At 66.3% G+C, this 23,632-nt stretch carries 20 protein-coding genes and 1 pseudogene; 14 read left to right on the top strand and 7 right to left on the bottom strand.

Features of this window, described 5'->3' with window-relative positions:
• Window position 1 precedes the first annotated feature (1 nt).
• Entirely contained in the window at window positions 2-1,114 is a 1,113-nt protein-coding gene (locus ACWDXS_RS06500; RefSeq protein WP_387445165.1) for a saccharopine dehydrogenase family protein, read from the bottom strand.
• Window positions 1,115-1,185: 71 nt separating this feature from the next.
• Window positions 1,186-1,533 (bottom strand): annotated as a pseudogene (locus ACWDXS_RS06495) (pyridoxamine 5'-phosphate oxidase family protein); the annotation flags it as partial.
• A 173-nt stretch (window positions 1,534-1,706) separates the two neighbouring features.
• Here ACWDXS_RS06495 and ACWDXS_RS06490 point away from each other — a divergent pair.
• Window positions 1,707-2,930, top strand: coding sequence for a cytochrome P450 family protein (locus ACWDXS_RS06490; protein ID WP_449962786.1), 1,224 nt, complete (start codon window positions 1,707-1,709; stop codon window positions 2,928-2,930).
• A 26-nt stretch (window positions 2,931-2,956) separates the two neighbouring features.
• On the opposite strand, the gene ACWDXS_RS06485 is transcribed toward ACWDXS_RS06490, so the two are convergent.
• Together ACWDXS_RS06485 and ACWDXS_RS06480 are read right to left on the bottom strand one after the other, a co-directional pair.
• A complete protein-coding gene (locus tag ACWDXS_RS06485; protein WP_449962783.1) occupies window positions 2,957-4,339 on the bottom strand; it encodes a glutamate decarboxylase in 1,383 nt (460 codons plus the stop codon).
• 323 nt (window positions 4,340-4,662) lie between these two features.
• The gene (locus ACWDXS_RS06480; protein ID WP_449962780.1) at window positions 4,663-5,226 is read right to left on the bottom strand and encodes a TetR/AcrR family transcriptional regulator; all 564 of its coding nucleotides are present in this window, start codon (window positions 5,224-5,226) and stop codon (window positions 4,663-4,665) included.
• Between the two features lie 149 nt (window positions 5,227-5,375).
• Here ACWDXS_RS06480 and ACWDXS_RS06475 point away from each other — a divergent pair, with 149 nt between their 5' ends.
• The 3 genes from ACWDXS_RS06475 to ACWDXS_RS06465 all read left to right on the top strand — a co-directional run bounded on the left by ACWDXS_RS06475 (window position 5,376) and on the right by ACWDXS_RS06465 (window position 8,584).
• Window positions 5,376-6,749 carry an FAD-dependent oxidoreductase gene (locus ACWDXS_RS06475; protein ID WP_449962777.1) on the top strand — a complete coding sequence of 458 codons (1,374 nt, stop codon included), beginning with the start codon at window positions 5,376-5,378 and terminating at the stop codon, window positions 6,747-6,749.
• Window positions 6,750-6,905: 156 nt separating this feature from the next.
• Window positions 6,906-7,568, top strand: a complete 663-nt coding sequence (locus ACWDXS_RS06470; RefSeq protein ID WP_449962774.1) for a HEAT repeat domain-containing protein — start codon at window positions 6,906-6,908, stop codon at window positions 7,566-7,568.
• Window positions 7,562-8,584, top strand: coding sequence for a MerR family transcriptional regulator (locus tag ACWDXS_RS06465; protein ID WP_449962771.1), 1,023 nt, complete (start codon window positions 7,562-7,564; stop codon window positions 8,582-8,584). Before ACWDXS_RS06470 ends, ACWDXS_RS06465 begins: the two co-directional genes overlap by 7 nt.
• A gap of 76 nt (window positions 8,585-8,660) precedes the next feature.
• Here the strand turns inward: ACWDXS_RS06465 and ACWDXS_RS06460 are convergent, their stop codons facing one another.
• Entirely contained in the window at window positions 8,661-9,416 is a 756-nt protein-coding gene (locus tag ACWDXS_RS06460) for a dienelactone hydrolase family protein (RefSeq protein ID WP_449962768.1), read from the bottom strand.
• Window positions 9,417-9,593: 177 nt separating this feature from the next.
• Here ACWDXS_RS06460 and ACWDXS_RS06455 point away from each other — a divergent pair, with 177 nt between their 5' ends.
• The 5 genes from ACWDXS_RS06455 (at window position 9,594) to ACWDXS_RS06435 (ending at window position 16,261) form a co-directional block, all read left to right on the top strand.
• Complete coding sequence (locus ACWDXS_RS06455) at window positions 9,594-10,502, top strand: helix-turn-helix transcriptional regulator (protein ID WP_449962765.1); 909 nt, start codon at window positions 9,594-9,596, stop codon at window positions 10,500-10,502.
• Window positions 10,503-10,671: 169 nt separating this feature from the next.
• Entirely contained in the window at window positions 10,672-11,478 is an 807-nt protein-coding gene (locus ACWDXS_RS06450; protein ID WP_378995946.1) for an LppX_LprAFG lipoprotein, read from the top strand.
• 252 nt (window positions 11,479-11,730) lie between these two features.
• Window positions 11,731-13,197 carry a fatty acid desaturase gene (locus ACWDXS_RS06445; protein ID WP_449962761.1) on the top strand — a complete coding sequence of 489 codons (1,467 nt, stop codon included), beginning with the start codon at window positions 11,731-11,733 and terminating at the stop codon, window positions 13,195-13,197.
• Window positions 13,198-13,243: 46 nt separating this feature from the next.
• Window positions 13,244-14,413, top strand: coding sequence for a type III polyketide synthase (locus ACWDXS_RS06440; RefSeq protein WP_449962758.1), 1,170 nt, complete (start codon window positions 13,244-13,246; stop codon window positions 14,411-14,413).
• A gap of 12 nt (window positions 14,414-14,425) precedes the next feature.
• Complete coding sequence (locus ACWDXS_RS06435; protein ID WP_449962755.1) at window positions 14,426-16,261, top strand: ATP-binding cassette domain-containing protein; 1,836 nt, start codon at window positions 14,426-14,428, stop codon at window positions 16,259-16,261.
• A gap of 42 nt (window positions 16,262-16,303) precedes the next feature.
• Here the strand turns inward: ACWDXS_RS06435 and ACWDXS_RS06430 are convergent, their stop codons facing one another.
• The gene (locus ACWDXS_RS06430) at window positions 16,304-17,173 is read right to left on the bottom strand and encodes a glucosyl-3-phosphoglycerate synthase (protein WP_449962752.1); all 870 of its coding nucleotides are present in this window, start codon (window positions 17,171-17,173) and stop codon (window positions 16,304-16,306) included.
• A gap of 184 nt (window positions 17,174-17,357) precedes the next feature.
• Between ACWDXS_RS06430 and ACWDXS_RS06425 the strand changes: the two genes are divergently transcribed.
• The 3 genes from ACWDXS_RS06425 to ACWDXS_RS06415 all read left to right on the top strand — a co-directional run bounded on the left by ACWDXS_RS06425 (window position 17,358) and on the right by ACWDXS_RS06415 (window position 20,175).
• Entirely contained in the window at window positions 17,358-18,680 is a 1,323-nt protein-coding gene (locus ACWDXS_RS06425) for a TerD family protein (RefSeq protein ID WP_449962749.1), read from the top strand.
• A gap of 80 nt (window positions 18,681-18,760) precedes the next feature.
• Window positions 18,761-19,303: an MOSC domain-containing protein gene (locus ACWDXS_RS06420; RefSeq protein WP_449962746.1), complete on the top strand. Its 543-nt coding sequence runs from the start codon at window positions 18,761-18,763 to the stop codon at window positions 19,301-19,303.
• Window positions 19,304-19,419: 116 nt separating this feature from the next.
• Window positions 19,420-20,175, top strand: a complete 756-nt coding sequence (locus tag ACWDXS_RS06415; RefSeq protein WP_449962743.1) for a MerR family transcriptional regulator — start codon at window positions 19,420-19,422, stop codon at window positions 20,173-20,175.
• 212 nt (window positions 20,176-20,387) lie between these two features.
• Here the strand turns inward: ACWDXS_RS06415 and ACWDXS_RS06410 are convergent, their stop codons facing one another.
• Window positions 20,388-21,404 carry a zinc-dependent alcohol dehydrogenase family protein gene (locus ACWDXS_RS06410; protein ID WP_449962740.1) on the bottom strand — a complete coding sequence of 339 codons (1,017 nt, stop codon included), beginning with the start codon at window positions 21,402-21,404 and terminating at the stop codon, window positions 20,388-20,390.
• A 421-nt stretch (window positions 21,405-21,825) separates the two neighbouring features.
• Here ACWDXS_RS06410 and ACWDXS_RS06405 point away from each other — a divergent pair, with 421 nt between their 5' ends.
• Together ACWDXS_RS06405 and ACWDXS_RS06400 are read left to right on the top strand one after the other, a co-directional pair.
• Window positions 21,826-22,797: an NAD-dependent epimerase/dehydratase family protein gene (locus ACWDXS_RS06405; RefSeq protein WP_378994793.1), complete on the top strand. Its 972-nt coding sequence runs from the start codon at window positions 21,826-21,828 to the stop codon at window positions 22,795-22,797.
• A gap of 30 nt (window positions 22,798-22,827) precedes the next feature.
• On the top strand, window positions 22,828-23,625 hold the full coding sequence (locus ACWDXS_RS06400) for a phytanoyl-CoA dioxygenase family protein (RefSeq protein ID WP_449962736.1): 798 nt from the start codon (window positions 22,828-22,830) through the stop codon (window positions 23,623-23,625).
• Window positions 23,626-23,632 lie beyond the last annotated feature (7 nt).

Below are 23,632 nucleotides of genomic sequence, written 5' to 3'. Positions count from 1 at the left end.
GTCAGGGTGCCTTCGGCTCGATGGAGGGGCCCGGGTGCGGCGACCAGCCTGCGTCGCGGGCGGCGGTGTACAGCGCGTCCAGGCCGAACGCGTCGACCGGGCCGAGCGCGCCGGAGCCGAGGAGGCCGCCGCCCAGTGCGGTGTCGGCGGCCCAGGCCAGAATCGCCGCGGTGAAATCGTAGGGATCGCCGCCCTTCAGGGTGACGGTGGCCAACGTCGTGCCGGCCGCGTCCTGAGCTTCGGCGACCACCCAGGTGCGGGTGCGGCGGCGAGCTTCGGCGTCGGGGCCACCGGTCGACCCCTTGACCGTTCGGGCCAAAGCCTCGTCGAATCCGCGCTTCAATGCAGGCACCTGTGCGACGACCGAGGTCAGTCGTGAGCCGACGCGCAGCGTCTGTGCCGCGAGCGGCGGCAAGCCGAGGAACACATCGACTTCTCGCAGGTGTGGGTGCGAGCGAGTCAGCGCGAAATGCTCCGACCCGGGAATCGATGCCCCCGTCCGGCTCTCTCCGGCGACATCGAAGGAACGCAGACGCGCGCCGGTGCGTTCGGCGACCACCTGTCCGGAGCGCAGCGCGAAGCCGGGTTCGAACAGCATCCCCGCCATGGACGCGCGGGTACCACCGCTGGTACCGGGACTTTTCATGAAGTAGCCGACTTCGGCACGCACCGCGGCGGGAGCCTCGCGCAAGGCGAGCCCGGCCGCGAGATTGCCCGGTACGTAGTCGAACCCGAACGCGGTGAGCAGCCCCGCGCCGGCGGCACGGGCCTGCTCGTCGTGCTCGAACACGGTGCGGATGAAGGGCCCTTCGCCGGTGGAGTCGATGTAATGCGCGCCCGCGGCGATCGTCGCGGCCAGTGCGGGGCCCCCATGGCGCAGGAACGGCCCGACCGTTGTCACCAGAACATCGCCGCGACCGAGCAGGGCCCGGACCGACGCGGGGTCGGTGACGTCGGCGACGGCGGTCCGGCAGCCGCCGAGTTCGGCGCCGAGCTTCTCGAGGGCCGCCCCGTTGCGTCCCGCCAGCACGGGCGATGCGCCGCGTGCGGTGAGGGCTTCGGCCGTCAGGCGTCCGGTGTAGCCGGTTGCCCCGAACAGTACAATTTTCGGCATCGCCGCGTCTCCTCATGGTTGGCCACTTGCCAACGCTACCGGTGGATCATCGCCCCGACGGGAAACGGCCGTCACATCATCGTGTATCGGCTCACGGCTTCTGGCTCGATGGTGACGCGCAGCCAGTCGGCGGCCTGCATCTCGGCGAGGTCGTCGGCTCGGCGTTCGTCATCGAGGTCCCAGTAGCGAGCGGCCAGGCGGGCGAGCAGGTCGTGAGCTCCATCCGGCGAGACGGTGGTGTGGCCGGCGACGGAAACCCAGCGCTCGCGTTCACCCACCGGGGCAGAGACGACGATCGAGGCGCGGGGGTCGCTTCGCAATCGCGAGATCTTCACCGAATCCGGGGCCGTGAACAATTGGATCGCGCCCTCGGAGGTGACCTCGAACCACACCGGCCGGGGCTGGGGCGGTGTGGGTCCGCCGCGCCCTCAGCCGGTCCCGCGCGATGACGAGGCTACCGATCAACGTCCGCCGTAGGTGCCCCTATTCGTCCCCTGGACCGCTCAGCCGAGGGGTAAGTTCGTAATCGGTCGGGTGAAACTGGCTGCGGCGCTGTCGATTACGGGCGTAGACCCTGGTGGAGGAGATTTTCATGGAACCGATCGTGCTGGATACGACCGGTGCCGACATCCAAGGTGAGTCGGCACGCATTCAGCAACGTGGCCCGGTGGCGCTGGTCGAACTGCCCGGTGGCGTGCCCGCCTGGTCGGTCACCGATCAGGCAGTGCTGCGGAGTCTGCTCGCCGATCCTCGGGTGTCGAAGGACCCCAGGCAGCACTGGATGTCGTTCATCAACGGCGAGATCACCGAGGCGTGGCCGTTGCTGCCGTGGGTAGCGGTCGACAACATGTTCACCGCCTACGGCGCCGATCACCGCAGGCTGCGCCGGCTGGTGTCCCCAGCTTTCAGTCATCGCCGCAGTACCGCGCTGCGTCCGCGGATCGCCGAGATCACCGAGAACCTGCTCGACGCGCTGGCAGCCGCCCCGGCCGGTGAACCGGTCGATCTGCGAAGCGGCTTCGCCTATCCGGTTCCGATCCGGGTCATCACCGAACTGGTCGGTGTGCCCGAAGGGCTGGGGCCTGCGCTGCACAAGTGCGTGGACGGCTTCTTCGACGGCTCGTTCACCGCCGAGCAGGCACAGGCCAACTACCTCGAAATGTATGGACTGGTCGGCGAACTCGTCGCCTACCGTCGTGCGCATCCTGGTGACGACGTCACCAGCGCGCTGATCGCCACGCGCGACGAGGACGACTCCGCGCTGTCGGAGAAGGAACTCGCCGACACCCTGATGCTGATCATCAATGCCGGTCACGAGACCACGGTCAATCTGCTCGACCAAGCGATCGTCGCCCTGCTCACCCATCCTGAGCAGCGCGCCGCGGTGGCCGCAGGGCAGGTGTCGTGGGCAGACGTGGTCGAGGAGACGCTGCGCTTCCAGGCACCGGTGGCACACCTGCCCCTCCGATACGCGGTCGAGGACATCGACATCGCCGGGAAGTACCGAATCGGCAAGGGCGAGGCCATCTTGGCCTCCTACGCAGGCGCAGGCCGCGACCCGAAAGTGCACGGCGCCAGCACCGCCGAGTTCGATCCCACCCGTGCCACCCGCGATCAGCACCTCGCCTTCGGCCACGGCGCACACCACTGCATCGGCGCGTCACTGGCCCGTCTCGAAGCGGCCGTTGCGTTGCCTGCGCTGTTCGATCGGTTCCCTCGGATGAGCCTGGCCACGACCCGGACCGAACTGACGCCGGTGCCGAGTTTCATCTCCAACGGGCACGCCAGTGTTCCGGTGTATCTCCACGCGACGTGAGCGCACCGGGGTGATTCGCGGACGGGTTAGTGGGCGAACGGCTTCAGCCGGTCGAAGTATCCATTGGGTTTGAGCGTCTCGAGGTGCCCGAGCGCGGCGGTGATGTCCTCGCTCAACGCCCTGGCCATGTCCGCCGAGAACCCCTCCCGCACCACGACGCGCAGCACCGCGATATCGGTGGCGTTGTCCGGCATGGTGTACGCGGGCACCTGCCAGCCGTAGGAGCGCAGCGCGTGCGAGACGTCGAACTCGGTGTATTCCGGGTCGCCCGACAGCCGGAAGCTGATCACCGGGATCGCCGAGCCGTCGGTGATCACCTCGAAGTGTCCGCTCGCGCGCAGCTGGTCGCCGAGCCAGCGCGCGGTTTGCGAGAGAGATTGCATGACCAGGCTGTAGCCGAATCGGCCGAGCCTGAGGAAGTTGTAGTACTGGCCGATGACCTGATTGCCGGGCCGGGAGAAGTTCAGGGTGAAAGTGGGCATGTCGCCGCCCAGGTAGTTGACCCGGAAAACCAGGTCGTCGGGCAGGTACTCGGGGCCGCGCCACACCACGAACCCGATGCCGGGATACGTCAGCCCGTATTTGTGGCCACTGACGTTGATCGACACCACGCGCGGCAGCCGGAAATCCCACACCAGATCGGGATGCAGGAAGGGCACCACGAAGCCGCCGCTGGCCGCGTCGACGTGCACGGGGATGTCCAGTCCTGTATCGGCAGCGAGCTTGTCGAGCGCCGCGCAGATGTCGCTGATCGGTTCGAGTTCGCCGGTGAATGTCGTGCCCAAGATGGCCACCACGCCGATGGTGTCCTCGTCGACGTTGGCCAGCACCTGCTCGGGTGTAATGACGTAGCGGCCCTTCTCCATCGGCAGATACCGCGGCTCGACGTCGAAATAGCGGCAGAACTTCTCCCACACCACCTGCACGTTGGACCCCATCACCATGTTCGGTGTGCGGCCTTTCCACCCGTCGCCGACCTTCTCGCGCCACAGCCACTTCATCGCCAGCCCGGCCAGCATCACCGCCTCGCTGGATCCGATCGTCGATACCCCGGTGGCACTGGACGGGTCGTCGTCGCGCAGGCCCTCCGCATGGAACAGGTCGGCGACCATGCACACACACCGTTGCTCGATCGCCGCGGTCGCGGGGTATTCATCCTTGTCGATCATGTTCTTGTCGAACGTCTCCGCCATCAGCTTCTCGGCCTGTGGATCCATCCACGTCGAGACGAAGGTGGCCAGATTCAGCCTGCTGCTCCCGTCGAGCATCAGTTCGTCGTGGATGAATCGATAGGCGACATCAGGATCCATCGATTCCTCGGGCATCCGCAGCGCGGGTACCGGCGCCATCGACAGCCGCCCGGTGTATGCCGGGGAGACCTGAGGAACGTGAGTGCGCCTGCGCGACATGGTTATCCCTTCGATTTCAGTTCTGCCAACAGCAGTTCGGACATGAGTCGGGACGCGTGTGCGAGAAGTCGGCGCCGAGCGAGCCGATGTCGTCGGCGGCCCGCTCACTGATGACGACCTGTGAGGTGGTGGTCATGGTTTCGACGGTAGAGCTGCCGTCGATGGGTCCGTATCCCCCGTAACGGGTGAATCTCACCGAGGACGGGGCCTGTCGCTGTCCGGCACCAGCACCATGTTGAGACCGGAATCGGCATGGCCGACGACGTACACGGATCCGGCGATCACTGATACGGATAGCATGATCCGTTGCAGCCTCGGATCTGCTAGCGGCTGATAGCGCGGGCTACCGTGTCGCCGACCTGTTCGTCGGTGAGGCTGCTGCGCTGGATCAGCACATGCGAGAGCACGGTGCGGACGGCGATCTCCGCCGCCTGTGCCGGTGTGACCACCAGTGCTGCGCTGTCGTCGCGGGCCGCCAGCAGTGGTGCGACGAAGGCGCCGACGGTTTCGATCAGGTTGAGCTTCGACCCCTCGTGCTCGATCGCGACATTGAGCAGCCATCCTGGTTCCTGGTCGCGCAGTCGGGAGATCACCGGGTGTCGGCGCAGGTAGGGGATCGCAAAGACCACTGCCTCTTTCGCCAGCTGCCGTACCGGCGTGAAGATGTCTATCTCCAGGTAGGCGGCGCTCATCATGCGGGCAACTTCGATTTTGCTGACGGCCGTGATGAGACCGTTCTTGTCTCCGAACTCACGGTAGGCGGTCGCGCGTGAGACGCCCGCCCGGCGAGCGACCGCGGTCAGCGTCAGATCATCCAGGCCGGTCTCGGCCATCATCGCCAAGGCCGTGTCCACGAGCACGGAGGACGACTGCGTCGCGTTGGTCATGCCGGTCATTCTTCCTGTTCCCGATCCGGGATGGCACGCTCGGTTGTGGCCACGTCAGTACTGAGACTATATTGGCATTCAGTCTCAGTCGTGGATCCCTGACTCGATCCATGAACAGGACTCGGAACAACGACGTTCGGAGGTTTGGCATGCGGAGAATCGGCGATCACGCGGTCGTGTTGGGCGCGGGCATCGGCGGGCTACTGGCCGCTCGGGTGCTCAGCGAGGCCTACTCGACCGTGACGGTGATCGAGCGGGATGCCCTGCTCCCGGACTCCGAGGCGCGAAAAGGTGTCCCGCAGGGGCGTCATGTGCACGGGCTGCTGCCGCGGGGTAAGGACATCCTCGAGGAATTGTTCCCAGGGTTCGGGCAGGACATGCGAACAAGCGGTGTGGTCGAATGCGACGCGCTCCGTGAAGTCCGCTTCACCATGGCCGGTCGGACCCTCAAACGAGTATCGACCGGGCACAGGGCCTTTCAGGCAAGTCGCCCACACCTCGAGCAGCACCTTCGCACGCGGGTCGCGGCGCTGCCCAACGTCACCATTCGCGACAGGTGTGATGCCGGGTCGCTCGTTGTCAGCGCCGATGGAACGCGGATATCCGGGGTCGCGATCGTGGACCGTTCGGACGGGGCGCGTGAAACCATCGACGCGGACCTGGTCGTGGCATCGATGGGTCGAGCCGGCGTCGTCCCCTCATGGCTCGACAAGCTCGGCTACGACCGCCCAGCCGAAGAAGGCACCGCGATCGACATCATCTACCGCAGCGCCTTCATCCAGCTGCCGCCGAACGCATTGCCTCACGACAAGCTGGTCACGATCGGGGTACGCGATCTACCCCCGCGTGCCCTCGCCCTGTTCGCCGTCGAGGGCAACCGGCACATCCTGACGCTGATCGGCCACGACGGCGAGGAGCCGCCCAGGGACCAGGAAGGATTCCTCGACTTCGCCGCAGCCATCGCCCCGCCCGACGTGCTCGATGCCATCAAGAACGGTGAAATCATCGGCGATATCTCGACCTTCCGCTACAAGGCCAACCTGCGCCGACGCTACGAGCGGCTCGATCGCTTTCCCGAGGGACTACTCGCGGTCGGTGACAGTCTGTGCAGCTTCAGCCCCGTCTACGGGCAGGGCATGACTGTCGCCGCGATCCAGATGGCCGTGCTGCGTGAGTGCCTCGCGCGGGGTGGAAAGAATCTTGCCACCAGGTTCTACACGGCGGTCACGCCGGAAATCGACAATGCCTGGCAACTCACCGTGATCGCCGACGGCGCCATGCCACACGTCAGTGCCGGTGTCTCGTTGCCGGTCCGAGCCGCCGTGGCGGCGCTCGAGCCGGTGCTGATCGCCGCCGAGCGTGACACCGCGGTCGCGACAACCCTGTACCGGGTGATGGGACTCGTCGACAAACCCCGCGCACTGCTCTCGCCCGTCATCGCCGCCCGCATCGCCGTCGCCAACGCCCGCGCGGCACTGGAAAACCTTGTCGGCACAGCACTTTCGTCGCACAGCCACACCTGAGCGAGGGCGCCGAGGATCAATTCGTCCACCGAGTCACGTTCGGCAGTCGAATCCAACGGATCGGGGCCCCGCGACACGGCTGAGCATCATGACACGATCGAGCGCTTGACCCTGACACAGTGACAACGTCTTCACTGGAGGCAGGAGGTGGTTCCCATGAACTCGACACCAGCACACTCGGTAGACCCGCGGCTGCTTGCCGCACTGAGTGCGGAGACTGCGTCGATCCGGCTGCGGGCTGCCCTGGCCGCGGGCACACAGGCACGCCCGGCGCTGCTCGGAGTCCTGATCGACCGCTGCGCCGTGGAGCCGGACTTCTTCGTCCGCGACATGCTCACCTGGGCACTGACCAGGCTCCCCGGCGAGCTGACCGTGCCGCGGCTGCGCGCCGAGCTGGAATCCGGGGGTGCCCAGGCCCGCAGCCAAGCGCTGCACACCCTGTCCAAGATCGGCGATCCGGCAGTCTGGCCGGCGATCACCCCCGCGCTGCTGCGCGATCCCGACGACGACGTGGCCCGCAGCGCGTGGCGAGCCGCGGTTGTTCTCGTGCCCGATGCCGAGCGCGCGGCGCTGGCCACCGAACTGGCCACCCAATTCGGGCGCGGTGATCGAGATGTTCGGCGCAGCCTGAGCCGGGCGCTGGCCACCCTGGGTGAGGTGATCACCACGGTGCTCCACCGGGCGGCCGGCAGTACCGACCCGCACGTGCGAGGTCACGCACAGGCCACCGAGCGGCTGCTGCGCGACCCGGACGCGGCCTTCGATCCCGACATCGACGCGGCGAAAAGAGTCGCGGCGCTCGACGGCGCACCGTGCTGATCGGCGAGGTGGCGCGGCGTTCGGGAGTCAGCACCCGAATGCTGCGCCACTACGACTCGCTCGGACTGGTGCGGCCCACCGGGCGCACCGTCGGCGGCTACCGTCAGTACTCCGACGCCGACATCCGCGGCATCTTCCACGTGGAGAGCCTGCGTTCCCTCGGGCTGTCGCTGCGCGAGATCGCTCGCGTACTCGCAGACCGATCGTTCACGCCGCAGACCTTGGTGAGCGAGCTGATCGCACGCACCGAGGAACGGCTGGCGCGCGAGCGCGAACTACTCGAACGTCTGCGCGCTGTCGAAAACGCCGAGCCCGGTGACTGGCACGACGCGCTACGCATTGTCGAACTCATGCGCACACTCGGCTCGACCGACCCTCACCGCCGCCTGCAGGCAGTGCTGAACCCGGCCGACAACGTGCCGGTGCCGACCGAGATGCTGGCCGCGGCCGTGCTCACCGAGGCCGAACCCAACATGGCAGGTGCCCTGCGCTGGGCGCTGTCGCGGGCAGGCGAGGACGGACTGGTCGGGCTCGCGCCCGGGCTGGCCGCCGCCGATGCCGAGGTCCGGCGCCGGGCGGTGCTGGCCGTGGCGGAAATCCCGGGCGACGCCGCGACCGCGCTGCTCACCGCCGCACTCGACGACCCGAACCCGACCGTCCGCGCTCCCGCGGCCCTGGCCGCCGGCACTCGCGGGATCAGAGCGGCCGAACCGATCCTGGTGGCCATGGTGATCGCGGGCACCAACGATGTCGACGCCGGCGAAGTGCTCGGCGCGCTGTCGCAGGACCCGGCATCCGCGGATCGAATACTGGGCGCGCTGACCGCCGCGCTGACCGCACACGAAGACGACGCCGGCATCCGTATCCGGATCGTCCAAGCGCTGGTGGAGCTGCCCGGCACCCGCGCGCTGGCGACCCTGCGGGCACTGAGCGCGGACACCGATCACTCCGTCGCCCTCGTCGCCACCGCCTTCACCGACATGGTCGCTGCGCGAGCGACGAGTCCGGATTGCTGATCACAGCCGGGTGGCTGTTCGTGGGCCCGCTGACCACCGTTGTCGCCGAACCCGCGGGCCGCCTTACCGAGCAGGTTCAGCGCAGAACGCGGGTGAACAAGCCGGTCAGTTCGGTCCAGTGCCGGGCATCGGCCCCGGCGTCGTAGACATCGGTGTCGGATTGGGTGAAGCCGTGGCCGGCACCGGGATACACCTCGGTGCGGAAGATGGTGCCTGCGGCGCTGAAGGCGGCGTCGAGCTGTTCGATCTGTTCCGGCGGGAGGCCGGGGTCGGCGTCGGCGTGCGCGAGATACACCTCGGCGGTGATTCGGTCGACTACGGCGTGCGGGCTGGTGGAGTCTTCGGTGGCCAGCCGGCCGCCGTGAAAGCCGGCCACCGCGGCCACTCGGTCGGGGTAGGCGGCGGCGGTGTGTAGTGCGTGGCGCACGCCCATGCAATAGCCGGACAGGCCCACCGGATTGCCCGTGGTCAGCGGGGAATCCGCCAGCCACGACAGATACGCGGCGGCGTCGGCGACGACGAGCTCGGGTGTCAACGCGGTCAGCAGCGGGCGCAGGACACCGAAGATCTCACCGCGACGGTCGGCCCCGATGACATCGGGAAGGTCGACCACCGGTGCGCAACCGTGGCGGTAGAACAGATTCGGAACGAGCACCGTGAAGCCGTGGGCGGCGAGGCGTTCGGCGTCACGGCGCACCACCGGCCGCAGCCCGAACGCGTCGGAGAACACCAGCACCGCGGGGTGGGGCGCGTTGTCGTCGGGGTAGGCGAGGAAGGAATCGGCCTTGCCGTCGGCCGTGGCCACGGCGAGGGTGAGCGTGTGTACCGCCACAGCGGAACCTCCTGAGCGCGTCGAGTTGACCACAATCTACTGATCGCGCAGCGGTGATCCGGCGCTCGAACCGGCCGGGACCGGCATTTGCGCACGCACTGAATTCGACGCAGCGCAAGCGGATCCGGGTACCAGCACCACCTGGATACCAGGATCGGCATGGACCACGATGATGGGATGAGTGAAGCGGTCGACCTGCGCTCGGTGAGCACCGAGCGTCGAGCCCAGCTCGGTGCGTTCCTGAAGTCCCGTCGCGCCAAGATCACCCCCGCGGATGTGGGTCTGCCACCGGGCCCGCGGCGGCGAACGCCGGGTCTGCGGCGCGAAGAAGTCGCGCAGCTGTCGGGAATCGGCGTCACCTGGTACACGTGGCTGGAGCAGGGCAGACCGATCAACGCCAGTGTTCAGGTGCTCGACGCGGTGGCGCGCACTCTCGGCTTGGATCACGCCGAGAAAGTGCATCTCTATCGCCTCGCGGATGTGCCGTCGGTGCCCGCTGCGGCGGTGGAGTCGGCGATGCCGCCCGGGTTGCCGATGATCCTGGACCAGCTCGCACCCTTGCCCGCGGTGCTTCTCGATTCCCGATACGACGTCCTGGCGCACAATGACGCCTATCGCGTGTTGTTTCCCGGCCTCGCCCGCCCCGACGCCAATGTGCTGCGCACGGTGTTCTTGACACCGGAGTGCTGCAATCCCTATCGGCACAACATCGATGATCTGCGTCGCATGGTTGCCTACCTGCGCGGTGTGTCGGTCCGTCACCTCGACGATCCGGCCTGGCAGGAGTTGATCGACGAGCTGTGTACTTCCAGCGCCGAGTTCGCCAGAATGTGGGCTCGCAACGACGTGGCGGTGCCGGTGAACCTGGTCAAGGTGATCCAGCATCTCGCCGTGGGTGACCTCGCGATGCATTTGACGATCATGAGTCTGCCCGCCACCGACGGCGAGTGGATCCAGATCTTCACCCCGGTCGACGACGCCGAGGCCGCGAAGCTCTCCGTGCTGCTGGCGATGTCGGACGACGAGCGGCGGCGGCCCGGCGAAGATCATCGGCGTCGATTCCACCGGTCGGCTGACCTGGGGTGATGGCGGATCACGCCGGGACTCAGATATCCGAAATCGATAGCGCGAAGACACAACTCGCAAACTGAATTCCTCAGGTACTATCGCCGACGGGGGAGCACGAGATGAACGATGGTCTTCGGCTGCCCTATACCGATATGCGACCATCTCCAGGGGATGAAACTTGATCCACATGACACCGAACCCCACCTCGCGTCGGCGCTTCGCGCGACGTTCCGGCATCACTTCGGTCGTCGCGGCGGCGGCGGTCTGCGCGGCCCTCGTATCCGGCTGCACCAAAGACGATTCGGCCACCACGGCGGGCCCGGCGCCCACCGGCCAGCTGCCCGAGGGCGCACAGATCGTGAAGGAGTCGGCGAAGACCACGCAGACCCTGCACAACGTGCACCTGAAGATCAACGTCAAGAACCTGCCCGACCTGCCGGTGGAAACCGTGTCGGCCGATGTCACCAACGAGACCCAGGGCTCGGGCGCGGCGATGGGTGACGCGAAGGTCAAGCTCACCCCCGAAGCCTCGTTCACCGAGGCGAAGTTCCTTGTGGTGGACAAGGTCCTGTACACCCAGGCCGGTGGCCGCTACGTGCCGTCGGGCCCGGCGGAGAAGGTCTACGATCCGGGCGTCATCCTGGACAAGGACAAGGGCATCGCGAATGTGATCGCCAATATCCAGAACGCGAAGACCGAGGGCCGTGAGGTGATCGACGGCATCAACACCGTCAAGGTCTCCGGCACCATCGACGCCGCTGTGATCGACCCGATCGTGCCGCGCATCGGTCAGAACGCGGGCACCATGCCGATCACCGTGTGGATCCAGGACACCGCCCCGCCCGCCTCCGATTCGACCAAGCCCTCGGACGCCGCGTCCACCGGCGACGGCCCGAATCTTGTTCGCGCCGTGGTGAAGAAGGATCAGGGTGAGGTCACCGTCGGCCTGTCGAACTGGGCCAAGCCCGTCAACATCATCAAGCCCGCCGGCTGATATTCGCCGGTAATACCGGATCAACCCACACCGGTCCGGGGTCAGCGGAGCCTGGCACGCAGTGCCCTCCGCAGCCCCGGGCCGGTGTGTCGTCTGGGTGTCGCCTGCGGTAAACGAATCACGAACGCACGAGTACGCATCCAATAAGAGAATGTTCAGCGAGATGCAAGGCGCCACAAGGACTATACGTGTCGGGACGCTGGTCGGCAGGCAACACGCATCGGACGCCGATCGGACACGGAGGAAGAACTAATGACGATCGATGATCGACCTGATGAAGCGGAGCGCGAGCTCCCGCCACCGCCCGGCCCGGGGGGTCGGCCTCCCGTCAACAACGTATGGGTTTATAACGGCAGAGCCTACGACCTGAGTGACTGGATCTCCAAGCATCCAGGCGGTGAATTCTTCATCGGCCGCACGAAAAATCGCGATATCACCTCGATCATCGGTTCCTACCACCGTGATCCGGAAAAAATCGCGCGGATGATCGAGCGTTACAGTCTCGGTCGCGATGCCACGCCCGAGGACATCCATCCGAAGAACAACGCCCCCGACTTCCTGTTCAAGGACGGCTTCAACAGCTGGGACGACACCCCGAAGTACAAGTTCGACAACAAGGCCGATCTGCTGCACCAGGTGAAGGCCCGGCTCAAGGAACCCGAGCTGGCGGCCCGGCTGCAGCGGATGGACCGCGCGTTCAACATCGTCGTCGGCGTGCTGATCTTCGCCTACATCGCCGTGCAGGCGCTGCGCCTCTACGACACGAGCTGGATGCCGTTGCCCGCCTTCGTGATCGCGATGGTGCTGCTGCGCAGCTCACTGGCCGGGTTCGGTCACTACGCGATCCACCGCGCGCAGAAGGGCTTGAACAAGTACGCGGTCAACGCCTTCGACATGAACTATGTCGCACTGTCTTTCGTCACCGCCGACGGGCACGCGCTACTGCACCACCCGCACACCCAGAGTGAAGTCGACATCAAGAAGAACGTCTTCACGATGATGATGCAGATCCCGCGCCTGTACCGGGTGCCGGTGCACACCGTGCACAAGTTCGGACATCTGCTGACGGGCATGATCATTCGCCTCCTCGATGTCTGCCGGCTCACCCGCAAGGTGGGCATCAAGGACATGTACGGCAGCTGGCGTGGCGCGCTGCCGCACTTCATCGGCTCGTTCGGGATGCGGTTCCTGCTGGTGGCCGAGTTCGTGGCCTTCGCCATCGCGGGCGACCTGCTCGCCTGGGGCCTGCAGTTCGTGATCACGCTGTGGATCAGCACCTTCATGGTGGTGGCCAGCCACGACTTCGAGATCCCGACCGAGGAACTGCACACCGAGACCGAGGACTGGGCGGTGAACCAGCTCGAGCAGGCCTACGACCTGACCGTGGTCGGTAACAAGTACGTCGACTGCTTCCTCTCGGCGGGCTTGAGCTCGCACCGTGCTCATCACGTACTTCCGTTCCAGCGCAGTGGTTTCGCCAACATCGCGTCGGAGAACGTGGTGCGTGAGGAGGCCGCGAAGTTCGGTGTGGAGTGGCTGCCCGCCAAGAGCTTCTTCGGAGATCGTTTCCCCAAGCTGTGCCGGACCTATCTGCTCGCGCCCTCCCGTGAGGCCGAGGAGAACCGGTGGGGTTTCGTGCGCGAACACTGCGCACCATCAGCGCTGAAGACCTGTGTCGTCTACACCGCGCAGGGCTTCTCCGGCATCGGAACCGTCTGACCCGGCCCGTTGCCACCTCTGATCTGTCTCGAAAGGATTTGTGCCCGTGTCTGTTTCCTTTGACCTGCTCCGCACGCCCGACGTCGAGCGCGGGCACGACCTGCTACCACCCACGCCGCCGACGACCGTCGGCGTGATCGAAGCGGTCGCCACCGGTTCGCCCTCGCTGGTCGTCGAGCAGTCCGTGAACGCGGGCCGGGTCGCCGAACTGTTCTCCGATCCCGCTCAGCGCCAGCGCATTCCGCGGATCTACGCCAAGACCAGGATCGACACCCGCCACCTCGCCATCGACCCACTCGACCCCGAGTTCCTCGAGTTCAGCCGCAAGCCCGGCACCATCCGGGAGCGGATGAACCTGTTCTTCGAACACGCCGTGCCGCTCGCCGTCGACGTCGCCCAGCGCGCCGTCGCGGGGCTGGAGGACCCGGCCGAGGATATCGGCCAGTTGATCTTCGTGACCAGCACCGGCTTCATCGCTCCCGGCGTCGACGTCGCGGTGGTCAAGCAGCTGGGTCTGTCGCCGAAGGTCGGCCGGATGGTCATCAATTTCATGGGTTGCGCCGCGGCCATGAACGGCATCCGCGCCGCCGTCGACTATGTCCGGGCCCATCCGGACAAGAAGGCGATGGTGCTGTGCATCGAATTGAGTTCGGTCAACGCCGTTTTCGACGATGACGTCAACGACGTGATCACCCACAGCCTGTTCGGTGACGGCTGCGGGGCGGTGGTGATCGGCGCCAACCAGGTGCACAAGCCGCTCGCGGCAGGCAGCGTCGTGATCCGCGACAGCTTCAGCCACCTGTTCGACGACGCCGAGGACGGCATCGTGCTCGGCGTGAAGGACGCGGGCATCACCTGCGAACTGGCGACCAGCCTGCCCGACTACATCTACCGCGGTGTCGACCCGGTGGTGTCGGAAGTGCTGGCGCGCAACGGACTCGGCAAGTCCGATATCGAGTTGTGGGCGATCCACCCCGGTGGCCCCCGCATCATCGAGGAGTCGGCGCATTCGCTCGGCATTCCCGCCGAGCTGGCGGCGCCGAGCTGGGCGGTGCTCGCCGAGCACGGCAACATGCTCAGTGTCTCGCTGATCTTCGTGTTGGAGCGGATGATCCGCGACGCACAGACAGCGACACCGATCTCTACCGGTGTGGCGTTCTCGTTCGCACCCGGTGTCACCCTCGAGGGCATCGTGTTCGATGTCATCCGAAGCTGAGAGCCGAAGGTTATGCATCTGCTCCGTTTTCTCGCCGCGCTGTCGCCGGCCAGGATCGCGGCCGTCGTCGCCGCGGGCCTGATCTGCGGCGCCGCCAACACCTACCTGGTGACGCTGATCAACGCGGTCGTCTCGCCGCGCCCGCAGCCGGACAACCTGCTGCTGCGCTTCGGTGGCACGGGTCTGGTGATCCTCGTCAGCGGTGTGCTGTCGCAGGTTCTGCTGATCCGGCTCTCCCAGGACGCGATCTACCGGTTGCGCAGCGACCTGAGCTCCGGAATCGTCTCCGCCCCACTGGAACACCTCGAACGGCTCGGCATGCACCGCCTGATGGCGACGCTCACCGAGGACGTGCGTTCGCTGTCGCAGGCCGTCACCGCCATTCCCTCGATCTGCGTGGATGTGGCGACCATCGTCGGCTGCTTCGTGTTCCTCGCCGTGGTTTCGGGACCGATTTTCGCGGTCACGGTCGGCGGCACATTGGTCGGCATCGCGTGTGTCGAACTGGTTCTCAAGCGCGTCCGCGGTATCTACCGGGAAGCTCGGGAGAACGAGGACGCGTTGCTGCGATCGTTCCAGGCCGTCACCCTCGGCATCAAGGAACTGAAGCTGCACCGTGGTCGTCGCCGTGACTTCATGGACCGGCACCTGCTCGGTTCGGCGGGCACGCTGCGCGATCAGAACACCGACGCGGGCTCGAAGTTCTCCTACGCCCAAGGCTTCGGCCAGGCGTTGCAGCTGGGCACGATGGCGCTGATCCTGTTCGTCATCGCGGCCGCACTGGATCTGCCGCGCGAGACGATGGTCGGCTACGTGCTGGTCACCACGTTCCTGGCGATGCCGATGCAGAACTTCATGCACCGCATCCCCGATCTGCTGCGTGGTGATGTGGCGCTGGCCAAGATCCGGGCGATGAACCTGTCGATGACCACGCTGCACGACGAGGAGTCGCTGCCGTATTCGGAGCGTCCAGCGGCAGGGGAGGCCAAGCTGGAACTGACCAACGTCAGCTACATCTATCGTTCGGAGGCGCCCTCGCAGGTGCCACCGCCGCCGGGATCGCACGGGCCGGGTGGGCATCCACCGCGTCCGGGGATGCCGCCGCGCGAGGCCGACGGCAGGCCGCCGCATCCGCATCCCGCTCACCCCGGCGCGCATCCGGGCGGCGGTCAGGTGGATGTCAACGGCAAGAACTGGGTCGACCACGGTGGCGTGGATGTGCGCCCGCTGGCTCCGCCGCCCGGGCGCGACGAGTCCGAGGACGCCGGTTTCCGTCTCGGCCCGATCGACCTGGTTTTCGAACCGGGCCAGATCACGTTCATCGTCGGTGGCAACGGCAGCGGGAAGTCGACGCTGGCCAAGCTCATCACCGGTCTGTATGTGCCACGCTCGGGGTCGTTGTCGCTCAACGGGGAGAGGATCGACCACGACAACATCGAGTGGTACCGGCAGAATTCGTCGGCGGTGTTCACCGATTTCCATCTGTTCGAGGATTACCTGGGTTTCGACCGCCCCGGTATCGACGCCGAAGTCCAGCGTTATCTCGACGAGTTGCAGATCGCGCACAAGGTGACGGTGCAGGACGGGCGGTTGTCGACCGTCGACCTGTCGCAGGGGCAGCGCAAGCGGTTGGCCCTGCTCACCGCCCTGCTCGAAGACCGCCAGATCTATGTCTTCGACGAATGGGCCGCCGATCAGGAGCCTCGGTTCCGCGATGTGTTCTACCACGAGATCCTCACCGATCTGAAGCGCCGCGGTAAGACGGTCATCGTGATCACCCATGACGACCGGTACTTCGATTGCGCCGACCAATTGGTGAAGCTCGACTTCGGTCTCGTCGCTGTGTGAGGCGTGAACGCCGGTCCCTCGCGGGGCCGGCGTTCTCGTGTGTCAGGCGATGTCGCGGTACTCGGCGATGTGGCGCGACATCGGTGGCCGGTCGGCCAGGCTGACCTCGGAAGGTGTTCGCCGCCACCCGGTTTCCCCGGGCAGGAACTGCACCAGGCCGATCCCGGAATCCCGGATGCCGAGTCGGTCGAGCAGAGTCGCCACGACCTGGCGGCTCATCACCGCCAGTTCGTGCGTCGGCCGATGACGATGCACGCGGATCCCGAGGTCGACCTGGGCGATGGCAGACACACCGCGCCGCTGCCAGCAATCGAGCAGGATCCCGATCTCCGCGCCGTACCCGCCGGCGATGGAGATCTGCCCGAGAAACGCACGCGTGGCGCCACATTCGCCGCCGAGTGGCTGGATGATCTCGGCCAGCGCGGGTGCGAGCGCGGTGAGCAGCGGACGCGCCACGAGCTGTGTGACCCGGCCACCGCCGTCAGCATCATCGGTCGTCGGCCTGCGATAGAAGCCCTTCACCAGCGCGATGTGGGGGTCGGCGAGCAACGGTGCGAGCAAGGTGGGCGCGAACATCGGATCGGGGTCGACGAGATCCGCGTCCAGGAAAACGATCAGGTCACCGGTACACACCGCCATCGACCGCCACAGCACCTCGCCCTTGCCCGGCCGCACCGCCACCCCCGGCAACGCCTCCTCCCGCGTGAAGACCTCGGCCCCGGCCGCGCGCGCCCGCGCGATGGTGCGATCAGCGGACCCCGCATCGAGCACTATCAACTCGTCGACCAGCCCACCGAGCAGCGGCGTCACCGAAGCGACCACCCCGGCGACGGTGTCCTCGTCATCCAGCGCGGGCACCACCACCGAGACCCGACGACCCGCCTTGCGGTCGATCAGTTCACGGACGTCCATCCAGCCAGTCAACGACACACTCACCACTCCCGCTACCGCTGCGTCTCGATCTGTGACCGAACCCAACGGTTTTCCGCCCGTGCTTGGACGTACCTACAGGTCCGTGCCGGTCACTGAACGCAGGCCCGATGGCAGGCCCGGCGGGTACCGTGGGGCTCAGCCGACCGGTGGAGGGGCAGAAATCATGAGTGGGAGTGCGGCAACGATGGTCGAGGTGTCCAAAGGGTCCAAGACCGATCTCGTCGACGGGCGGTACACGGTGCGCCTGGATCTCGACAGCCCGGCCGGGGCGGTGGACATCGCGGCGGTGCTGTTGACCGCCGACGGCAAGGTGCGTTCCGATGCCGACTTCGTGTTCTTCAACAATCCGGCGGCGTCGGGCGTTCGGCTGGAATCCGATGCTGTTGTCGCGGTCGATCTCTCGGCAGTGCCCGCCGAGATCCATCGGGTGGTGATCACCGGCAGCACCGAGGCGCAGGGGATTCGGTTCGGCGCGGTCGCCGGGCTACGGGTCTGCGCCGTCGGTTCCAGTCAATCGGTGAGTTTCGTGCCGCCGGGGCTGGATTCGGAGACGGTGTTGCAAGCCGTCGCGCTGTATCGGCGGGGGAGTGGGTGGCGTCTCGACGCGATCGGTCAGGGATACAGCGCGGGGCTGGCGGCGTTCGCGACCGATCACGGCATCGTCGTCGACGAAGAACCGGCCGACGTCTCCTCGCACGTGGCCGAAGCGCCTGCACCCCAGAGTGTTGCACCCCTGGCGCCCTCGGTCGATCTGCGCAAAGTCGATGTCGTGCTGACCAAGGAGTCGCCGGATCGCCGCGCCACGATCGACCTGCGCAAGGGTGATCCGGGCTACGTCCTGACCGTCGGTCTCGAGTGGGACGGCCGTGGTGCGAAATACGACGCGAACGGTCGTGTCACCGAGTTCGGCACGGGCGACCTGGACGTGTACTTCTTCTGCCGCAACGAGATCACCGGCGACTACGTGGTCCTCAGCGGGGAGAAGGGCCACCAGGGCGACATCACGCAGTGGCCGTTCATCCATCACCAGGGCGACACCCGCGGCCCCGGGGCCGACAATCTCCCCGCCACCGAACAGGTCACCGTCCGCCCCACCGAGAACGGTGATCTGCTGCTCAACGTCTACCAATCCGTGGACAACGGTGCGGGCGCCATCGACAAATTCGGCAACCCCCGCGTCCGCGTCCGCTACGGCCGTCCCGGCCCCGACGGCCTCCCCGACAAGGATGCTGACCAGATCATCGTCATCATCGGCAACGGCAAGAGCTCCTTCTGGGCCACCGTCGCCCATATCGACGTGCGCGACGGCATCCTCACCGTCGACGGCACCATCCACTACAGCCGAGCCTTCAGCGAACGCATGCCCGTCCTCGACACCGACGGCACCTGGGTCCGCTCCGCCAAGAACGGTCCCGTAGGCCGAAGCAAGAAGGCCAACGGTCTCGGCTTGAGCCGCTACGAAGGCCAGTGCCCGACCCCTCGCTGAGTCGAAAAACGCCGGAGAGACAGCGTTGTGCCGGGTTACGCTCGCCGTGACGTTTCGAACGACGAGGGGCACGAAACACGATGAGCGGCACAGTGATCGCGGTGAACAGCAACGGTGAGTACTCGTTCAGCAAGCCGACCAGACCGAGCATTCGGCTCCTGACAGGACTCGGTGTGGAGGGCGATGTCCACGCCGGAACAACGGTCAAACACCGCTCTCGGGTCGCGCAGGACCCGACCCAGCCGAACCTGCGGCAGGTTCACCTCATGCGCGAGGAACTGTTCACCGAGGTCGCCGAACACGGATTCGCAGTGTTCCCCGGCGATCTCGGCGAGAACATCACCACCAGCGGCCTGGATCTACTCGCACTTCCGGTGGGGACGCTGCTGCGGATCGGTTCCGCCGCGGTCGTGGAGATTACCGGCCTACGCAACCCGTGCGTCCAGATCGACAGGTTCCAAGACGGGCTGTTGAAGCAGCTCGTCCACCACGATGCGGCAGGCACCCTTGTGCGCAAGGCCGGAATCATGGGCGTGGTCGTCACCGGTGGCGAGGTCCGCCCCGGCGACAACATCGTTGCCGAACTTCCGCCGCAGCCGTGGAAGCCACTGGATCGGGTCTAGCGACGTGCTGAACTCTGGATTCGGCGGGCGTATTCGGGCTTGCACCTGACGTAAGGTCAGGTTCTACCGTCGACGACACCGGCGCACAGGGCGCCGGTGGAAGTGGGATGAAGCGGATGGACCAGCGCGGAACCGAGCGTGTGTGGAAAGTCGGTGAGCTCGCGGCCGAGGCCGGACTGACGGTGCGGATGTTGCATCACTACGACCGGATCGGGTTGGTACACCCGGCGCAACGGTCCGGCACCGGTCACCGGCTCTACACCGCGAGCGATGTCGAGCGGCTGTATCAAGTGCTGGCCCTGCGGCAACTGGGTCTGGGGCTCGACCAGATCGCGGATCTGCTCGAGGGCTCCGTGGCGATGACGCAGGTACTGGCCGCTCACCGCGACTATCTGGCCGCGCAACTGGCCGCGACCCGGGATCTGCATGCCTTGGTCGCGGCACTGACCGCCACGGTGCAAAGCCGGTCGGACGCATCCACGGATCACTTCCTGGAATTGATCAGGAGGACCGTCATGGTCGACGACACCATCAAGCAATACTTCACCGAAGAGCAGTTGACCCAGCTCGCGCTGCGCCGGGAGGAACTCGGTGAACAGCGCATTCAGCAAGCCGAAGCGGACTGGGCCGTGCTGATCCCCCAGGTCGACGCGGCGATCGCGGCGGGCACGGACCCGACCTCACCCGAGGCGCAGGAAATGGCGGCTCGGTGGATGAGGCTCTTGGAGGGCTTCCACGGCGGCGACGAAGGCCTGCGCGAGAGCATGTACCGGATGCAGGCCGAGGAGTCCGACCGGATCGAGAGCGAGTTCTGCGGACCCTCACCCGCGCAGATCGAGTTCATCACGACCGCGAACGCCGCACGCGAGTAGCAGATTCGGCAAAGGCCACTGATTCGAGGGCGCTCGAGCAACGGCGACCAGTGGGGCTCGGGAATGCTTCCCGCGCCCCACTGCAATATCGGTCGCCGAAAGGCAGCGCGCGACTACGCGCTGGAGCCTGTCGCGGCGTTGCCGGGACTCACAATGGCGACCCTGGCCGCGGCGGTGAGCTGCAGGTCGTGCGAAATCCGACGCGCCTAAAACTACGGTAGTAGAAGGGCTTTGACGGCTCGGCGTTCGTTCATCGCGCGGTAGCCCTCGGCGATCCGGTCCAGGGGGAGCACGAGGTCGAAGACTCGGCCGGGGTCGATGCGGCCGGTGCGGACGCGGTCGATGAGATCGGGAAGGAACCGGCGCACGGGGGCCGCGCCGCCGCGCACACCCACCGCGGACGCGAGGATCTCGGCACTGTCGAGTTCGACAGCATGGGGGATACCGACGACGCCCAGATTCCCGCCCGCGCGGGTCGAGCGCAGAGCCTGGGTCACCGACTCGCCGGTGCCGACGCATTCCATCACCGAGTCCGCGCCGATACCGCCGGTGAGCTCCAGCATTACCGCGACGCCCTCCGTGCCGCGTTCGGTGACGATATCGGTGGCGCCGAACGCCAGTGCGAGCTTTTGTCGTGCGGGATGCCTGCTCATCGCGATGATCCGTTCGGCGCCCAGTTCCCGTGCGGCGAGGACGGCGCACAGCCCGACCGCGCCGTCGCCGACCACAGCTGCGGTCGCCCCTGGGTGTACTTCGGCGGCGATGGCGGCGTACCAGCCGGTGCCCATCACATCGGAGAGGGCGAGCAGGCTGGGGAGATGACGGCGATCGGGGGTCTCGTCGAGCGCGACGAGGGTGCCCGCGGCATTCGGGATACGGATGTATTCGGCCTGGCAGGTGCTCAGGAATGCGCGGTGCACACAGCGGGATTGGTAGCCGTGGCGGCAGTTCGGGCAGGTGTTGTCGGAGGTGGCGAACGAGCCGACGACGAATTGGCCGGGCCGGAGCGTGCGCACCTCGGCACCGACCTCTTCGATGACACCGATGTACTCGTGTCCCATCGGTTGCGGTTCGTGGACGGCCTCGATGCCGCGGTAGACCCACAGGTCCGTCCCGCACACGCAGGTCGCGACGGTGCGGATGATCGCATCGGTCGGTGCCTCGATCCGGGGGTCGGGCAGCTGTTCGACGCGGATGTCGCCGGGGGCGTGGATGACGGTGCCGCGCATGAGATCGCTCCTGCCGTTGATCGACCGATTACCCACCTGCAGTGCGTAATGCGATTGTTTCGATCCAAACACAGTGTGGTGCAAAGCAAGACGGGAACGAGAGCTGAGTCGCTTATGTCCCGTTCGGGGCGCCCGCGCCAGGTGATCCCCTGATTCCGCAGCGCATCTGCCGGCCGGGCACCTCGCCGCCGGCACCTCCTCGGCTGTGTCCGATACTCGACCCGGCGTCACATCATGACTCGCACTGCGAACGCAATATTGAAACCTGTTGAGTTGCAACATCATTGGATAACAGCGTGTTACGGTGACTGGACCGTCGGGTTCGAGATGTTCCGAAATATTTTGTAGGACAACATCGTTCACAACTCGAGCCATCCACTCGTGATGGTTCTCGACCACTTCTTCTCAGGGGGCCTGAGTGATGCGTGCGTTGGTGACCGGAGGTGCCGGATTTGTCGGTTCGCATGTGACAGATGCGCTCGTGGCACGCGGCGCCGAAGTGCTCGTGGTGGACGACCTCAGCCACGGCAACGTTCGAAATCTCGAGTCGGCGTTGCACCGCGGCGCGGACTTGGTCAGTGCGGACGTCCGATCGGCGGATACCGTCCGTGAGATCATGCAGCGGTTTCATCCGGATGTGGTGTTCCATCTCGCCGCGCAGGTCAGCGTCCATTATTCGATCGCGGATCCGGTGACAGACGCCGAGCAGAACGTGGTCGGTGTGGTCAGTGTGCTGGCCGCCGCAGTGGCCGCCGGGGTGCGGCGCGTGGTGTTGAGTTCGACCGGCGGTGCGATCTACGGCGAGTCCGCGCACTACCCGACACCCGAGGCGACCGCGCCCGATCCACCGTCGGCCTATGGGTTGGCGAAATGGGCGGGCGAACGATACGGGCGCTGGTTCGCTGACACCACGAATATCGATGTCGTGGCCTTGCGATACAGCAATGTCTACGGTCCGCGGCAATCACTCGACGGTGATGCCGGTGTCGTGCTGCGTTTCTGCGCGGCCGCGCTGGATCGTCGTCCGCCGATCATCTACGGCGACGGAATGCAGACCCGGGATTTCGTCTACGTCGACGACGTGGTCGAAGCCAATATCGCTGCCGCGCAATGTGGTCAGCACAGTTTCGGTGAATACAACGTGGGAACCGGGGTCGAGATCACCGTCAACGGACTGGTCGATGCGATTCGCACCGCCGCCGGCCTGCAACCGACCGCGTGGCTGCCGCATTATGCCGCCGCTCGCGACGGTGAAGTGCGCCGCAGCTGCCTCGATGTCGCCCGCGCCCGCGCCGAGCGAATCCTCGAGGCGACCACCGCCCTGCCGAATGGCATCGAACGCACCCTGAATTGGCTGCGGGACGCGCAAGCGTCTCTGGTTCCCACCGTGTAATCGCTTGTTGTCGAAGGGAGGGGCGGGCTGATGCGGCCTGTTCTCGATGATGATCACACCGGAATTCTCGCGGCGAGACAATTCGCCGAATCGGGCTATCTGATCGTGCCGGGACTGATTCCGGGCGAACTGCGCGCACGGCTGTTGCCGGAAGTGGACCGCTGGGTGGACCAGGGATTACGTGCGCGGTCCATCGACAGTTGCCGCGATCCCGCGACTTACGGAATACCGCCGGTGATGGAGCTGGAATTGCCCGCGCACGGGGAAATCCTGACGTATCGGCCGCTGATGGCGATCCTGTCCCAGCTGCTCGGACCCGATTTCGTCTACCACCATCTGCACAGTGACCGCCATGACGCGACGATCGCGGCGAAATCGTGGCACCACGACTACGAACCCAACGATCTGGCCGATTCCACCCTGGCGATGGTGCACACGCTGCATTACCTCACCGGACTCGATGACACCATGGCCGCGCTGGTGATTCTGCCGGGGTCGCATCATCAGTCGCGCGAAAAGTCGGCGATGGCGCATGTCGGCACCGACCATCTCGATGGTGAAGTGGTGATCGATTCGCTACCACCGGGTTCGACGGTGCTCTTGCATTCGGCGTTACTGCACGCGCGACGACTGTCGACGACGACGTCGGACCGGCATCGCTACTTCGTCGACGCGTCCTATTGCCAGACCGGCGCGGCGCGCTGGCGGCCGGTGAAACCGTATTGGCGCCATATGTTGGCACGTGCGCGTGAGCTGGGCCTCGGCACCGGGCTTTCGCCGGAGTTGTTCGCCGACAAGCATTTCCGAGACGATATCGCACAAGGATAGGGGCGCC

It is taken from the genome of Nocardia sp. NPDC003183 (assembly GCF_053590715.1).
This window is presented reverse-complemented; position numbering and strand designations above follow the sequence as displayed.